We start from the raw sequence: 14,214 nt of genomic DNA, 5'->3' as shown, positions 1-14,214 counted from the left end.
CACTTTACTTACCCCAAAAAAATCTCCACTCGATTCCACCAGGGCCCATCCGACGCGGCTTTCCGGGCAGTTACATTCATCTCTCTGCAGGCTTTCTGAATTTATTCGATCAAACTCAAGAAAATTTTCGAGACATTCTTCGAAATCTGAAGAGCCGTATTTCGTTAAATTTTTGTATTTCGGTTTTATTCCCTTGATCCCCTTATCAGGACAAAACGACGCCATCACTATGGCAGGCGTTTGTCACTGAGCACGATTTTTCATTCGCTCACGTTCACCCGTACCGCGCACCGAAAGGTGTCTTGACGCAGCCGGCAATGCCATCAGCGATACCGTGGCCGTGGTCGACGGCAAGTACACGCTGACGCTCAAGCATCCGCTCTACAAGGGCCCGATGATGCTGGTGGTGCGAGACAACACTCCCGGCGGAGCCGACAACTACATCGATGAAGGCAGCCTGCAGCTGACCGACCTGGGCCCCACACCGCTGCGTGCACTGGTCATGGCCAGCGGCGTCAACCAGAACGTCAACGTCACCGCACTGACCGAACTGGCCGTGCTCAAGGCCGGTCTGGACCAGGGCGTCACCAGTGAAAGCAAGGGCCAGACCACCTCCGTACAAAATCTTACGCTGGGCTACTACTGGGTGGCGCAAAAGCTGGAAAACGCCAAGGGCGGACCGGGTGATGATGAAATCCTGGTCGGCACCACCAAGGATCGGCAAGCGACCGTCATTGAGACGGGCAGTGGTCGGGATACCGTGACCGTAGGCAAGTTTGGCACCGCCGCCACGAACCTGGAGGCCACCATCAGCGATTTCCAGCTAGAGATGGACAAGGTCAAGGTGTTCCTGCGCGACGGTGGACACAAGATGAACTACCAGAACATCACCAGCGCCAACTGGCAACAATTCGCCCCGCGTGCCGAGCAGAGCGCATTCGGCAGCGGCACCAAGCTGGTGATCGATCTGGACGGCGCTGGCGCAGGAACGGACAAGTACATCCTCTACCTGCCCACGGTGGCCTTCAATTACGACACCAACACCAAGAGCCTCTTCGGTCTGTAACACGCCTCACACTGCCCGCAGCAACCCGGCCCATGATCCATGGGCCGGGCCCTGCTGCCCCCCATCATCGCAAGACAGAAAGGAAGGAGACCCGATGTATGTCCAGAAAAATAGGCGACGGCCGCAACCTCTGGCGGCCCGGCAACGAAGACCTCCCCATGCTGGTGGAACGCCTCCATGCGCAGCGCGAAGATCGCGCCTGGCTGAGCATGCCGGAACGTCCGGACACCGGCCCGTCCAGGCTGCCGGTGACATTCGACGACACCCTCATTCTGCTGCCCCAGCTGACCGATGCCGACTACTGGAGCAGCGCCCTGACCCTGTCCCCGGACTGGTTCAGTCACGCCGATGCCCTCAAGAGATCGCCACGGCATTGATGCATCGCCACCCTCAACCCCTATGCCAACAACGCGCATATCACCCACATCACGCATACCATGGATAACCACAAACTCGCCATCGGCCAACGCCTGCGCACCATCCGCCTGAAGATGGGCATCAACCAGAACGTCTTCGCCCGCGCCCTGAACACTGCGCCCAATCACATCTGCCAGATCGAACGCGGCCGCTGCATTCCCGGTAGCAAGCTGCTGCGCCTCATGCGCGAACAGTTCGGCATCGATATCACCTGGCTGCTCAGCGGCCAAAGCGCAGCCACGACCACCAGCCTGCTCAAACGCGAAATCGGCGCGCTGGTGGAGGACTACCAGCGCGCCGATGCCAATGGCAAAGCCTTCCTTGTTTATACGGCGAGCTTTCTGGTGGAGGGCACGGAGAAACACGATGCCAGGTCCGCCTCAAAAAAATAGGCAGTCGATGACCGCTCGCCATCGCCTGCCTTTACGGTGTTGCTGAAGAACGCTCAACCACCGGATCGCACGGCACCCGGCTGCCTCACCCGATCACCCTGCCACAGGCGCAAGCAAAGAGGCGCTGGCTCTCCTTATTCGCGCACGTCCCCACCCTTCGGATACACCTTCACCAGCACGATCTTCGGTCCGGACATACGCTTGATGACCACATCAAAGGCCGCGAACTCGATCTTCTGGCCTTCCTTGGGCAGGTCGCCCAACTTCTCCATCACCAGGCCGCCGACCGAGTCGATGCTGTCGTCATACTCGATGTCGATGCCCAGCATGTGCTCCAGCGTCACGATGGGCAGGCTGCCCTTGCCCAGCAAGGTACCGTCATCCTGACGGCTCCACTCGCCGGTGTTGTGGCGGAATTCGTCGCGGATCTCGCCCACCAGGAAACTCAGCATGTTGTCCAGCGTGATGAAACCCTGCGGCGGCTGGCCCTTCTTGCCGATGATGGCAAAGTGCGGCATGCCGGTACGGAAGCGGCGCAGCAGGTCCAGTGCCGGCAAGGCCGGCGAGATGAACTGCACCGGACGCAGATATTCCTTCAGGTTGCCGATGGCGCGCCCATCCTGCTGCGCCAGGAACACATCCTTCAGGTGCACCAGGCCCAGCACCTGCTGGCGCTCGGCATCGAAGTAGGGATAACGCGAATAGCGGTTGCGATAGATGATGTCCAGGTTCTCTTCCAGGCTCTTGTCATCGCCCAGGGACACGATCTCGCTGGCCGGACGCATGATGTCGGCCACGTCCAGTTCGGCAAAGTTCAGGCTCTGCGCCAGCACGTTCCACTCGTCACGCGTGAACTTGCCACTCTTGCCGCTCTTGCTGCCGGCGCGCAGGATCAGCTTGAGTTCGTCCGAGGAATAATGGGCATCGTGACCGTGGCCCGCACCCAGTCCGGCCACGCGCAGCAGCCAGTTGGAGCTGGCATTGAGCACCCAGATCAGCGGATACATGCCCCAGTAGAAACCGTACAGCGGCACGGCACACCACAAGCCCAGTTTCTCCGGGCTGCGGATGGCCATCGACTTGGGTGCCAGTTCGCCGGCCACGATGTGCAGGAAGGAAATGACGAAGAAGGCAAACACGAACGAGATGCCGTGAATCAGCTCCTGATTGGTCACGCCGACCAGCGAAAAGAGCGGTTCCAGCAAGCGTGCGAAGGCGGGTTCACCGATCCAGCCCAGGCCCAGCGAGGCCAGGGTGATCCCCAATTGGCAGGCGGAGAGATAGGCATCCAGCTGATTGTGGACCACGGCCAGAATGCGGCCGCGCATGCCTTGTGTTTTTGCGATGGCCCGGATGCGCGTTTGACGCAACTTGACCAGACTGAATTCTGCTGCAACGAAAAAACCGTTCAACGCAACCAGGAAGAAGGCCGCGACGATCAGTAATATGTTTTCCAACTAGGGTTCCTATCGGGGTTGTCTGAGGGCCCGGACGCCATGAGCCGGTCCGGACTCCGTAATTTACCATGCATGTGGCATGGAACCCGATTCGTTGTCAAAAAAGTAATCTATGCGTGATCTGCATGACCATGGCGTGGCCTGCGAAGGAAGGCAGGCAGGCGGAGCGGCCAACCTGCCGCTCCACAGCCCGCGCGCTTCAGTCCGCAAACCCTTCCAGCACGATCTTCCCCTTGGCCTTGCCCGACTCCAGCAGGGCATGCGCACGCCGCAGATTCTCCGCGCTGATGCGCCCGTAATGCTCGCCGGTCGTGGTGCGCAGCACGCCCTCATCCAGCAGTTGTGAAACCCGTTGCAGCAGTTCGTGCTGACGGATCATGTCGGCGGTCTGGAACATGGAGCGGGTGAACATCAATTCCCAATGCAGCGAAATGCTCTTGCGCTTGAGCGGCACCGCATCCAGCGTGGCCGGATCGTCGATCAGCGCCAGCTGGGCCTGCGGTGCCAGCGCCTCGATGATCTGCGCATAGTGCTGGTCGGTATGGGTCAGGCTGATGACGATATCGACCTCAGGGAAACCCAGCTGCTCCAGTTGCGGCTTGAAGGGCTGGCTGTGGTCGATCACGTGATGCGCGCCCAGCTCGCTCACCCATTGCGCGGTTTCCGGGCGCGAGGCGGTGCCGATGACGGTCAGCTGCGTGAGCTTGCGTGCCAGCTGGGTCAGGATCGAGCCCACGCCGCCGGCTGCGCCGATGATGAGCAGACGCTTGCCCTGCCCCGCGCCTTCGGCGACGCCAACGCGGTCAAACAGCAGTTCCCAGGCGGTGATGGCCGTCAGCGGGATGGCGGCGGCATCTGCATGGTCCAGGCTGGCGGGCTTGCGGCCGACAATGCGCTCGTCGACCACGTGCAGTTCGCTGTTGGCACCGGGGCGGACGATGGAACCGGCATAGAACACCTCGTCGCCCGGCGCAAACAGGCTGACCGCCGGGCCGACCGCACGCACCACGCCGCTGACATCCCAGCCCAGCACGCGGGCTTCGCCAGCGCTGGCGCGGATCTTGGTGTCGACCGGATTGACCGAGATGGCCTTGACCTCGACCAGCAGGTCATGCTCGCCAGCGACGGGATCGGGCAAGGTGGTGTCGGCCAGCGAGGCGGCGTCATGGATGGCTTTGGCTTGCGGGTTGGTGACTATGGCTTTCATGCTGAATCCTTCACGATAATGAGCAACAGATGGGTGACATCTTAGGACAGCGCCACCCGATCAACCACTCCCGGGCCCGCGAAAGAGTTTCTTCATACAGGCGAAAATCCACCCCTATCCCGCACCCGCCCCCGCCTCCGCACAGGTGACCGCTTACACCAGATGCGGCTTGATCACCGCCGCCAGCTTGTCGAAGGCGCGCGCGATCTCCTCATTGGGCACGCTCGCATAGCCCAGCAGCAAGCCCCGCCGCGCCCCGCGTGCATGCATGTAGTAACGCGACAGCGGGCGCACCACAATGCCTGCGGCCAGCGCCTCTTCGCAGATGAGCACGTCGTCGCACTCCTGCGGCAGGCCCAGCACAAGATGCAATCCGGCCTCGCCGCCGGTAATGGTCATCTTTTCGCCGAAGTGGCGGTTGATGGACTGCTGCAGCAGTTGCAGCCGTTCGGCATACAGCACGCGCATCTTGCGGATGTGCGAAGCAAAATGTCCCTCGGCCATGAAGTCGGCCAGCGTGGCCTGCAGGAATACCTGGCCGTTGCGATACAACTCTGCAATGCCGGTGGCAAAGGCCTTGGCCAGCGACTCCGGCACCACCAGGAAGCCGATGCGCAATCCCGGAAACATGATCTTGCTGAAGGTGCCCATGTACAGCACGCGGTCCTGCGTATCCATGCCCTGCAGCGACGCCAGCGGACGGCCACCGTAGCGGAATTCGCTGTCGTAGTCATCCTCGATGATCCATACCTTGTGGGTCGCCGCGTACTCCAGCAGCATGCGCCGCCGCGACAGGCTCATCACCATCCCCAGCGGATACTGGTGCGAGGGCGTGGTGCAGATGAAGCGCGGCGGCCGGCGCAAATTGGCCAGGCGCATGCGCATGCCTTCCTGGTCCACCGCAATCGGAACCGACTGGATGCCCAGCGAATTGAGCACGCTGCGTGTACCCCAGTAGCACGGGTCTTCCACCCAGGCAGTATCGCCATGCTCGCCTAGCAGCTTGACCACGATGTCGATGGACTGGTGGATGCCGGTGGTGATGAGTACCTGCGAGGGCGTGCAGTTGACCGAACGCGCCACGCGCAGGTACTCGGCGATCTGCTCGCGCAGCCCGGCATAACCGGCGCCTGGCCCGTAGGTCAGCAGGTCCGAACTGGAACGACGCCAGTGCTTGTTCTGCAGGCGTCCCCAGATCTTGTGCGGCACGCAGGTCACGTCCGGTACGCCCGGCATGAAGGCCCCCCACTGCCGCTCGCCCACGCCGGCCTGGCGTGTGAGCAGCGCACCGCGCGCGGACAGTTCGGATTTGCCGGAAGGATCGGTCAGCGGCTCCTTGCGCTCCACCGCCTCGGGGATCTGGTCCGGCGCCGTATCGGCCACGAAGGTTCCGGCACCGGTACGGCTTTCCAGATAACCCTCGGCCAGCAATTGTTCATAGGCATAGGTCACGGTATTGCGCGAGGTCCCCAGCTCCAGGGCCAGGTCGCGCGAGGACGGCAATTGCATGCCCGCCGGTAGCGTATGGGCCAGGATGGCTTCGCGGATCAACTGGTAGATCTGGCGGTTGACGGGCATGCGCTCGCTACCGGTCTTGACGTTTTTGGTGGTCTTCGCTGCGCCGCTTTCGCGGCTGGCCGCCGCCTTGCCCTTGCCCGGCGCGGCCTTGGCGGAGGTGCGATTGATGCGCAGCAGCAGATAGTCGGACAAGGAGGCGAGTTTCAAGTGGCACCATCAAATAATTGAAATTGGCTCTATATTACAGTGCCACTGGGGTTTTATATTGTTTCCCGATTCAGCAATTTCCTGCACATTTCCGCGCCCTGCGGCGCATTCAACGAAGCAAGATCGGAGCAAGCCATGACCAGCAAGGCCACCAACCAAGAGCTGCAACAACGAAAGAATGCCGCCACCCCGCGCGGCGTGGGTGTGATGTGCGACTTCTACGCCGAGCGCGCGTCGAACGCCGAACTGTGGGATGTGGAAGGCCGTCGCTTCATCGACTTCGCCGCCGGCATTGCGGTCCTCAACACCGGCCACCGCCATCCCAAGCTGCTCGACGCCATGCGCGCCCAGCTCGACAAGTTCACCCACACCGCCTACCAGATCGTGCCCTACGCCAGCTATGTCGAACTGGCCGAGCGCATCAATGCGGTGACGCCAGGCAACTATCCCAAGAAGACCGCCTTCTTCTCCACCGGCGCCGAAGCCGTGGAAAACGCCATCAAGATCGCCCGCGCCCACACCGGCCGTCCCGGCGTGATCGCCTTCGCTGGCGGCTTCCATGGCCGGACCATGATGGGCATGGCGCTCACCGGCAAGGTCGCGCCTTACAAGCTGGGCTTCGGTCCCTTCCCCGGCGACGTGTTCCATGCGCCCTACCCCAGCGCCCTGCACGGCATCACCACCGAAGACGCACTGGACGCGGTCCACGGCCTCTTCAAGAGCGACATCGAAGCCAAGCGCGTGGCCGCCATCATCCTCGAACCGGTACAGGGCGAAGGCGGTTTCTATGCCGCCCCGGCCGACTTCATGCGCGGCCTGCGCGCCATCTGCGACGAGCACGGCATCCTGCTGATCGCCGACGAAGTGCAGTCCGGTTACGGCCGTACCGGTAAATTATTTGCGATGGAACATTACGACGTCCTGCCCGACATGATGACCATGGCGAAAAGCCTGGCCGGTGGCATGCCGCTGTCGGCCGTCAACGGCCGCGCCGAGATCATGGATGCGCCCGCCCCTGGCGGCCTGGGCGGCACCTATGCCGGCAACCCGCTGGCCGTCGCCTCGGCGCTGGCAGTGCTGGATGTGATGGAAGAAGAAAAGCTGGTCGCCCGCGGCCAACGCCTCGGTGACAAGCTGCAGGAGCACCTGAAGGAATTGCGTTCGGCCGTGCCGCAGATCGCCGAAGTGCGCGGTGTCGGCGCGATGGTGGCGGTGGAGTTTGCCGATCCCGTCACCGGCAAGCCGGATGCGGACTACACCAAGAAGGTCCAGCAACATGCGTTGAACAATGGTTTGCTGCTGCTGACCTGCGGGAGCTACGGCAACGTGATCCGCTTCTTGTTCCCTCTGACGATTCCCGATACCGTCATGGATGAGGCGCTGGGCATCCTGGCCAAGGCGATCAAGCTGGCCTGAGTCTTGCATTGCAAGGCAGCTTTCAGAACAGGGAAGACGGGCCGCACCAAGTCTGCGGCCCCGCGTACAAGAGAGGATCGATGATGGCAGCTTATGCAATGAAGCAAGCGGCGCAAGCACACGCGCCGGCCGCCGGCAGCGGCAATGACGTGCTGGTGCAGTTCTGCGGCGTGAAGAAAACCTACGATGGCGAAAACCTGATCGTCAAGAATCTGGATCTCGACATTCGTCGCGGTGAATTTTTGACCCTGCTGGGTCCGTCCGGCTCCGGCAAGACCACCTGCCTGATGATGCTGGCCGGTTTCGAATTTCCGACCGGCGGCGAGATCCGCCTCGATGGCCAGTTGCTCAATCGCGTGCCGCCGCACAAGCGCAACATCGGCATGGTGTTCCAGAACTATGCGCTGTTCCCGCACATGACCATCGCGCAGAACGTGGCCTATCCGCTGTCGGTGCGCAAGATGGATCGCGCCACCCGCGAAGCCAAGGTCAAGCAGGCGCTGGACATGGTGCAGATGGGCAAATTCGGCGACCGTTATCCGACCCAGCTCTCCGGTGGCCAGCAGCAGCGCGTGGCGCTGGCGCGCACGCTGGTGTTCGATCCGCAACTGGTGCTGATGGATGAACCGCTGGGCGCGCTCGACAAGCAATTGCGCGAACACATGCAGCTCGAACTCAAGGCCCTGCACAAGCGCCTCGGAGTGACCTTCGTCTACGTCACCCACGACCAGAGCGAAGCGCTCACCATGTCGGACCGCGTGGCCGTCTTCGACCAGGGCGTGATCCAGCAACTGGCCCCGGTCACCGAGCTCTACGAATATCCGGACAATCAATTCGTCGCCAACTTCATCGGCGACAACAACCGTCTCAAGGGCAGCGTGGAATCGGTCCAGGGCGAACACTGTACGGTGCGCCTGGCCGATGGCACGGTGGTGACCGGCCTGAACGTGCATCGCGCCCATGCCGGACAAAGCATCACCGCCTGCGTACGCCCGGAACGCATCCGCCTGGCCGCAGGCGGCAGTGCCGAACCCAACAGCATCCGCGCCACCATCGCCGGGCTGATCTATTTTGGGGATCACGTGCGCGTGCGATGCACGGTGACGGGGCAGGAAGACTGCTTCGTCAAGCTCTCCCTCTCCGACCCGGCACTGGCGGGACTGAGCGAGGGCAGCAGCGTGGTCCTGCATGTGGCGCAGGATCGTCTGCGCTGCTTCCTCTGATTTCTCCACACTCCCCGTTTACTTAGTTTTTTGAGTTATTCCGTTTTTGTTCTTTTGTCGCACCTGATGTTATGCAGTACCGCTTGATGAGCGAGGCAACTCAGATTGCCGCTCGGCTCTACCTTAGTTCAACACAGTCAACACGCACGATAACCAACGAGGAACAACAATGAAACGCCTGACACCTGCCCTGCTGTCCCCGCTCTTCCTGGGCCTGCTGTTTTCCGGCGCGGCTTCCGCCGCGGAACTGACCCTGGTCAATTTCGGCGGTGCCAATGGCAACGCCCAGAAGGTGGCCTACGTCGAGCCCTTCCAGAAGAGCACCGGCACCAAGGTCGTGACCGCCGAATTCAACGGCGAACTGGCCAAGGTCAAGGCCATGGTCGAGACCAGGAAGGTCAGCTGGGACGTGGTGGAAATCGACGGCGGCGACCTGACCCGCGCCTGTGATGATGGCTTGATCGAGAAGCTCGACCTGGCCAAGACCATCAAGAAGGATGACTACATCCCCGAAGCCACGGTCAGCGAATGCGGCATGGGTGCCTTCGTCTGGTCCACCGTGCTGGCCTACAACGCCGACAAGCTCAAGACCGCACCGACCGGCTGGGCCGATTTCTGGGACACCAAGAAGTATCCCGGCAAGCGCGGCATGAAGAAGAGCGCTCAGTACAACCTGGAGTTCGCGCTCATGGCCGACGGCGTGCCGACCAAGGATGTCTACAAGGTCCTGGCCACCAAGGAAGGCGTGGATCGCGCCTTCAAGAAGCTGGATCAACTGAAACCCAACATCCAGTGGTGGGATGCCGGTGCCCTGCCGGCGCAGTTCCTGGCCTCGGGTGACGTGGTCATGGCCAACGCCTACAACGGCCGCATCGATGCCGCCCAGCGCGAAGGCAAGAACCTGAAGGTGGTGTGGGCCGGCAGCGTCTACACCCTGGATTACTGGGTGATCCCGAAGGGTTCGCCGAACAAGGCACTGGCCGAGAAGTTCATCAACTTCGTCAGCCAGCCGGAGAACCAGAAGGTCTACGCCAACAACATCGCCTACGGCCCGGTCAACAAGGCTGCCTTGAAGCTACTGGATGCCAAGACCCTGGGCAACCTGCCGACCTCGCCGGCCAATGCCAAGGATGCGGTGCAGCTGAGCCTGCAGTTCTGGACCGACCACGGTGAAGAGCTGGAACAGCGCTTCGCTGCCTGGATCGCCAAGTAAGCCTGCACGCCGTAACGACAGCGATCCCGCCTTCACCGGCGGGATCGCTGCCTTGAATTCCGCTGCCACCGGACACCCGAGACATGACCACCATCGCCACCCGCTCCGCCGCCGCCATGCCCCTGGCCGAACCTGATCCGCAGCAACTCAAGCGCGAACTGCGCGCCGCCCAGACCCGCAAGCGCCTGGGTGCGCTGGCCCTGATCGCACCGCTGGCGATCTTCCTGCTGCTGACCTTCGTGGCCCCCATCGTGGCCCTCCTGCAGCGCGCCATCGAGAATCCGGAAGTGGCCGCTACCCTGCCGCAGACCGTGGCGGTACTGTCGAAGTGGGATCGCAAATCGGCTCTGCCCGATCAGGCGTTTTCAGCCCTCGCGGAAGATCTGGCCCGCGCCAAGGAAGACACCACCGCCGGCAACCTGGCGCGCCGTCTCAATATCGAATTGTCCGGTTCGCGCTCGCTGGTGATGGGCACTGCGCGTGCCATGCCGCTGCGCGATGCCGATGGCAAAGCCTTGAGCCCCGCCGCCGCGCGCGAGGCCATCATCGCCCTCAATGCACAATGGGGCCAGCCGGACGTGTGGCGCGTGATCGCCCAGAACGGCTCGGTCTATTCCCCCTACTATCTGCTGGCCTCGCTGGACCTGCGCCAGAACGTCTTCGGCGACATCGAAGCGGCCGCCCCTGAATCGGCGATCTACCGCACCATCTTCGGCCGCACGCTGTGGATGAGCGCAGTGGTCACCCTCATCACCCTGCTGCTGGCCTATCCGCTGGCCTACTGGCTCTCCACCATGCAGGAGCGCCGCGCCAACCTGTTGATGATCCTGGTGCTGATTCCCTTCTGGACCTCGATCCTGGTGCGCGTGGCCGCGTGGATCGTGCTGCTGCAATCCGAAGGACTGGTGAACAAGGCGCTGATGCTGGCCGGTCTCACGCAGTCGCCGCTGGAGCTGGTATTCAATCGCGTCGGGGTCTATATCTCGATGACGCACATCCTCCTGCCCTTCATGATCCTGCCGCTCTACAGCGTCATGAAATCGGTGCCGCCCACTTACCTGAAGGCCGCCGTCTCGCTGGGCAGCCATCCCTTCGCCGCCTTCTGGCGCGTGTATGTGCCGCAGACTTATCCGGGCATCGGTGCGGGCGTGCTGCTGGTCTTCATCATGGCCGGCGGCTACTACATCACCCCGGCGCTGCTGGGCGGACCGAATGAACAGATGGTGAGCTACTTCATCGCCTACTTCATCAACACCACCATCAACTGGGGCATGGCCTGCGCGCTGGGTGCCCTGCTGCTGGCGGCGACCCTGGTGCTGTATGGCGTCTATCGCCGCTTTGCCAAGGTCGATGTGGGCATCAGCTGAGCCATTGAAGAATCCAAGGAGTACGCCATGAACAAACCGCCTCTCTTCCCGCCCTACACCTCGCTGGTGGAACGCGCCTGGTTCTTTGCCTCGCGCGGCTTCAACCTGCTGGTGCTGCTGTTCCTGCTCTCGCCCATCCTGGTGATGATCCCGCTGTCGTTCTCTGACAGCAGTTTCCTGATGTATCCCATCAAGGGCTTCTCGCTGCGCTGGTACGAGAACCTGTTCAGCTCCGATGAATGGGTGCGTGCCGCCAAGAACAGTTTCATCGTCGCACCGGCGGCCACCGTCATCGCGACCGTACTGGGCACGCTGGCCGCCGTCGGACTGAACAAGTCGGACTTTCGCGGCAAGGGCATCCTGATGGCGATCCTGATCTCGCCCATGATCGTGCCGGTGGTGGTGGTCGGCGTGGGGGTGTATCTGTTCTTTGCCCGCATTGGCCTGTCCGACAGCTACCTCGGCCTGATCCTGGCGCATGCCGCGCTGGGTGCGCCTTTCGTGGTCACGACGGTGCTGGCCACACTGCAGGGCTTCAATCACAACCTGGTGCGGGCCAGCCTGAGCCTGGGGGCCAGTCCGCTGCGCACTTTCTTCCGCATCACCTTGCCGGTGATCGCGCCGGGGCTGATCTCGGGGGCTTTGTTCGCTTTTGCAACTTCTTTCGACGAAGTGGTTCTGACCTTGTTCGTGGCCGGGCCTGAGCAAGCCACCTTGCCGCGCCAGATGTTTGCCGGCATCAAGGACAACATCAGCCCGACCATCGCCGCCCTGGCGACGATCCTGATTCTGTTTTCGACCTGCCTGCTGCTGGCCCTGGAATGGCTGCGCGGGCGCAACAAGGCGGCCGCGCGCTTCTGAGCCTGCTCCCCCCACTTTTACGGAGACCCGACATGCTGCAACAACTCAAAGATCCTTCCCTGCTGCGCCAGCAGGCCTATCTCAACGGCCAGTGGTGCGATGCCGACCACGCTGGCAAGCACGAGGTCTACAACCCGGCCAACGGCAGCCTGCTGGGCAGCGTGCCCATGATGGGTGCGGCCGAGACCCGCCGCGCCATCGAAGCCGCCAACGCCGCCTGGCCAGCGTGGAAGAAGAAGACCGCCAAGGAACGCAGCGTCATCCTGCGCCGCTGGTATGAGCTGATGATGGCCAATGCCGACGACCTGGCGCTGATCATGACGGCCGAGCAGGGCAAGCCGCTGGCCGAGGCCAAGGGCGAGATCGGCTATGCCGCTTCCTTCATCGAATGGTTTGCCGAGGAAGGCAAGCGTACCTATGGCGACACCATTCCTTCGCCCTCGCCGTCGAACCGCATCGTGGTCATCAAGGAAGCCATCGGCGTCTGCGCGGCGATCACGCCGTGGAATTTCCCCGCTGCAATGATTACCCGCAAGGCCGGTCCGGCGCTCGCCGCCGGCTGCCCGATGGTCTTGAAACCCGCTGAAGCCACGCCCTTCTCGGCACTGGCGCTGGCCGTGCTGGCCGAACGCGCCGGCATTCCGGCCGGCGTGTTCAGCGTGGTCACCGGCAGTGCCAAGGACATCGGCGGCGAGATGACCTCCAACCCCATCGTGCGCAAGATCAGCTTCACCGGTTCCACGGGCGTGGGCAAGCTGCTGATGGAACAGAGTGCATCCAGCATCAAGAAACTCTCGCTGGAACTGGGCGGCAATGCGCCCTTCATCGTCTTTGACGATGCCGACCTGGATGCCGCCGTGGAAGGTGCGATTGCCTCCAAGTACCGCAATGCCGGCCAGACCTGCGTGTGCGCCAACCGGCTCTACGTGCAGGATGGGGTGTATGACGCCTTTGCTGCCAAGCTGGTGGAAGCGGTCAAGAAACTGAAGGTCGGTGATGGCATGGAGAACGGTGTGACGCAAGGTCCGCTGATCAACGAGCAGGCCGTCAAGAAGGTGGAGCAGCATATCGCCGATGCGGTCAGCAAGGGAGCCCGCGTGCTGCTGGGCGGCAAGCGCCATGCGCTGGGCCACAGCTTCTTCGAGCCGACCGTGCTGGCCGATGTGACACCGGCCATGCAGGTGGCCCGCGAAGAGACCTTTGGTCCGATGGCGCCGCTGTTCCGTTTCAAGACCGATGAGGAAGCGGTGGCCCTGGCCAACGATACCGAATTCGGGCTGGCCAGCTATTTCTATTCACGCGACATCGGCCGCATCTGGCGTGTGGCAGAAGGGCTGGAGTCGGGCATGGTGGGCATCAATACCGGGCTGATCTCCAATGAGGTCGCGCCGTTCGGCGGCGTCAAGCAGTCGGGACTGGGGCGCGAAGGGTCGCACTTCGGGATTGATGATTACCTGGTCGTGAAGTATTTGTGTATGGGGGGGATCTAAGAGCGTCCGCTGCATGGCACACATGTCGAAGGCCGCCATCATGGCGGCCTTTTTGCGAGATGGTCTTGACGTGCGGGTAGGCGCGAACTTTGGCATGCGTATCGAGAACGATCATTGGCCCGCCTCCCACACCACATCGAGCGGCTCAGTAGGGTCTTCGTAACGTAATACCGAGCCCGCCAGGATAATCAGCGGCGCACGCTCGGCTGCCCGAAACGGACGGACTTCCACGGTGGGCTTGCCGTGGTCGGTCACCACTACGCTTTCCCCGGAGGCTTCCACCTGGCGGAAATATTCCAGCGCCTTGGCCTTGAATTCCGTCTTGGATACTGGGTTGCCTTGCATGGATCACCTCTTCATGAAACGACGACGGCCTGGAT

13 protein-coding genes are annotated in these 14,214 nt (G+C 62.3%); 9 read left to right on the top strand and 4 right to left on the bottom strand.

The window, feature by feature from the left end; all coding sequences use genetic code 11:
- Nucleotides 1–334: 334 nt before the first annotated feature.
- The 3 genes from J2X56_RS16115 to J2X56_RS16105 all read left to right on the top strand — a co-directional run bounded on the left by J2X56_RS16115 (nucleotide 335) and on the right by J2X56_RS16105 (nucleotide 1,875).
- Nucleotides 335–1,066: a M10 family metallopeptidase C-terminal domain-containing protein gene (locus tag J2X56_RS16115; protein ID WP_310160870.1), complete on the top strand. Its 732-nt coding sequence runs from the start codon at nucleotides 335–337 to the stop codon at nucleotides 1,064–1,066.
- A gap of 98 nt (nucleotides 1,067–1,164) precedes the next feature.
- On the top strand, nucleotides 1,165–1,443 hold the full coding sequence (locus tag J2X56_RS16110; RefSeq protein WP_121044260.1) for a hypothetical protein: 279 nt from the start codon (nucleotides 1,165–1,167) through the stop codon (nucleotides 1,441–1,443).
- 60 nt (nucleotides 1,444–1,503) lie between these two features.
- Entirely contained in the window at nucleotides 1,504–1,875 is a 372-nt protein-coding gene (locus J2X56_RS16105; RefSeq protein WP_134137182.1) for a helix-turn-helix domain-containing protein, read from the top strand.
- 134 nt (nucleotides 1,876–2,009) lie between these two features.
- Here the strand turns inward: J2X56_RS16105 and J2X56_RS16100 are convergent, their stop codons facing one another.
- The 3 genes from J2X56_RS16100 to J2X56_RS16090 all read right to left on the bottom strand — a co-directional run bounded on the left by J2X56_RS16100 (nucleotide 2,010) and on the right by J2X56_RS16090 (nucleotide 6,264).
- Complete coding sequence (locus J2X56_RS16100; RefSeq protein ID WP_039789033.1) at nucleotides 2,010–3,332, bottom strand: hemolysin family protein; 1,323 nt, start codon at nucleotides 3,330–3,332, stop codon at nucleotides 2,010–2,012.
- A 199-nt stretch (nucleotides 3,333–3,531) separates the two neighbouring features.
- Nucleotides 3,532–4,539: a zinc-binding alcohol dehydrogenase family protein gene (locus J2X56_RS16095; RefSeq protein ID WP_310160867.1), complete on the bottom strand. Its 1,008-nt coding sequence runs from the start codon at nucleotides 4,537–4,539 to the stop codon at nucleotides 3,532–3,534.
- Between the two features lie 153 nt (nucleotides 4,540–4,692).
- A complete protein-coding gene (locus J2X56_RS16090) occupies nucleotides 4,693–6,264 on the bottom strand; it encodes a PLP-dependent aminotransferase family protein (protein WP_039789037.1) in 1,572 nt (523 codons plus the stop codon).
- Between the two features lie 135 nt (nucleotides 6,265–6,399).
- On the opposite strand from J2X56_RS16090, the gene J2X56_RS16085 reads away from it, so the two are divergent.
- The 6 genes from J2X56_RS16085 to gabD all read left to right on the top strand — a co-directional run bounded on the left by J2X56_RS16085 (nucleotide 6,400) and on the right by gabD (nucleotide 13,834).
- Nucleotides 6,400–7,680 carry a 4-aminobutyrate--2-oxoglutarate transaminase gene (locus J2X56_RS16085; protein WP_121044271.1) on the top strand — a complete coding sequence of 427 codons (1,281 nt, stop codon included), beginning with the start codon at nucleotides 6,400–6,402 and terminating at the stop codon, nucleotides 7,678–7,680.
- Between the two features lie 83 nt (nucleotides 7,681–7,763).
- Complete coding sequence (locus J2X56_RS16080; RefSeq protein ID WP_227022807.1) at nucleotides 7,764–8,903, top strand: ABC transporter ATP-binding protein; 1,140 nt, start codon at nucleotides 7,764–7,766, stop codon at nucleotides 8,901–8,903.
- Between the two features lie 169 nt (nucleotides 8,904–9,072).
- Nucleotides 9,073–10,116: an ABC transporter substrate-binding protein gene (locus J2X56_RS16075; RefSeq protein WP_121044277.1), complete on the top strand. Its 1,044-nt coding sequence runs from the start codon at nucleotides 9,073–9,075 to the stop codon at nucleotides 10,114–10,116.
- 83 nt (nucleotides 10,117–10,199) lie between these two features.
- Nucleotides 10,200–11,483, top strand: a complete 1,284-nt coding sequence (locus J2X56_RS16070) for an ABC transporter permease (protein ID WP_121044281.1) — start codon at nucleotides 10,200–10,202, stop codon at nucleotides 11,481–11,483.
- Nucleotides 11,484–11,510: 27 nt separating this feature from the next.
- Nucleotides 11,511–12,344, top strand: a complete 834-nt coding sequence (locus J2X56_RS16065; RefSeq protein WP_034341087.1) for an ABC transporter permease — start codon at nucleotides 11,511–11,513, stop codon at nucleotides 12,342–12,344.
- A gap of 32 nt (nucleotides 12,345–12,376) precedes the next feature.
- Nucleotides 12,377–13,834 carry an NADP-dependent succinate-semialdehyde dehydrogenase gene (gabD, locus tag J2X56_RS16060; protein ID WP_166675602.1) on the top strand — a complete coding sequence of 486 codons (1,458 nt, stop codon included), beginning with the start codon at nucleotides 12,377–12,379 and terminating at the stop codon, nucleotides 13,832–13,834.
- 111 nt (nucleotides 13,835–13,945) lie between these two features.
- On the opposite strand, the gene J2X56_RS16055 is transcribed toward gabD, so the two are convergent.
- Nucleotides 13,946–14,179, bottom strand: a complete 234-nt coding sequence (locus J2X56_RS16055; RefSeq protein ID WP_310160862.1) for a type II toxin-antitoxin system prevent-host-death family antitoxin — start codon at nucleotides 14,177–14,179, stop codon at nucleotides 13,946–13,948.
- Nucleotides 14,180–14,214 lie beyond the last annotated feature (35 nt).

It is taken from the genome of Herbaspirillum sp. 1173 (assembly GCF_031455335.1).
In the GTDB taxonomy this organism is placed as follows: domain Bacteria; phylum Pseudomonadota; class Gammaproteobacteria; order Burkholderiales; family Burkholderiaceae_D; genus Herbaspirillum; species Herbaspirillum huttiense.
Note: the sequence above shows the minus strand (reverse complement) of the source record. Positions and strands in the feature narration are given on the sequence as shown.

Bases quoted from the DNA above. Each gene is read 5' to 3' on its own strand.
- J2X56_RS16110 (WP_121044260.1), top strand. From the start codon at position 1,165: ATGTCCAGAAAAATAGGCGACGGCCGCAACCTCTGGCGGCCCGGCAAC.
- J2X56_RS16105 (WP_134137182.1), top strand. From the start codon at position 1,504: ATGGATAACCACAAACTCGCCATCGGCCAACGCCTGCGCACCATCCGC.
- J2X56_RS16055 (WP_310160862.1), bottom strand. From the start codon at position 14,179: ATGCAAGGCAACCCAGTATCCAAGACGGAATTCAAGGCCAAGGCGCTG.
- J2X56_RS16070 (WP_121044281.1), top strand. From the start codon at position 10,200: ATGACCACCATCGCCACCCGCTCCGCCGCCGCCATGCCCCTGGCCGAA.
- J2X56_RS16085 (WP_121044271.1), top strand. From the start codon at position 6,400: ATGACCAGCAAGGCCACCAACCAAGAGCTGCAACAACGAAAGAATGCC.
- J2X56_RS16095 (WP_310160867.1), bottom strand. From the start codon at position 4,539: ATGAAAGCCATAGTCACCAACCCGCAAGCCAAAGCCATCCATGACGCC.
- J2X56_RS16065 (WP_034341087.1), top strand. From the start codon at position 11,511: ATGAACAAACCGCCTCTCTTCCCGCCCTACACCTCGCTGGTGGAACGC.
- J2X56_RS16080 (WP_227022807.1), top strand. From the start codon at position 7,764: ATGGCAGCTTATGCAATGAAGCAAGCGGCGCAAGCACACGCGCCGGCC.
- J2X56_RS16075 (WP_121044277.1), top strand. From the start codon at position 9,073: ATGAAACGCCTGACACCTGCCCTGCTGTCCCCGCTCTTCCTGGGCCTG.
- gabD (WP_166675602.1), top strand. From the start codon at position 12,377: ATGCTGCAACAACTCAAAGATCCTTCCCTGCTGCGCCAGCAGGCCTAT.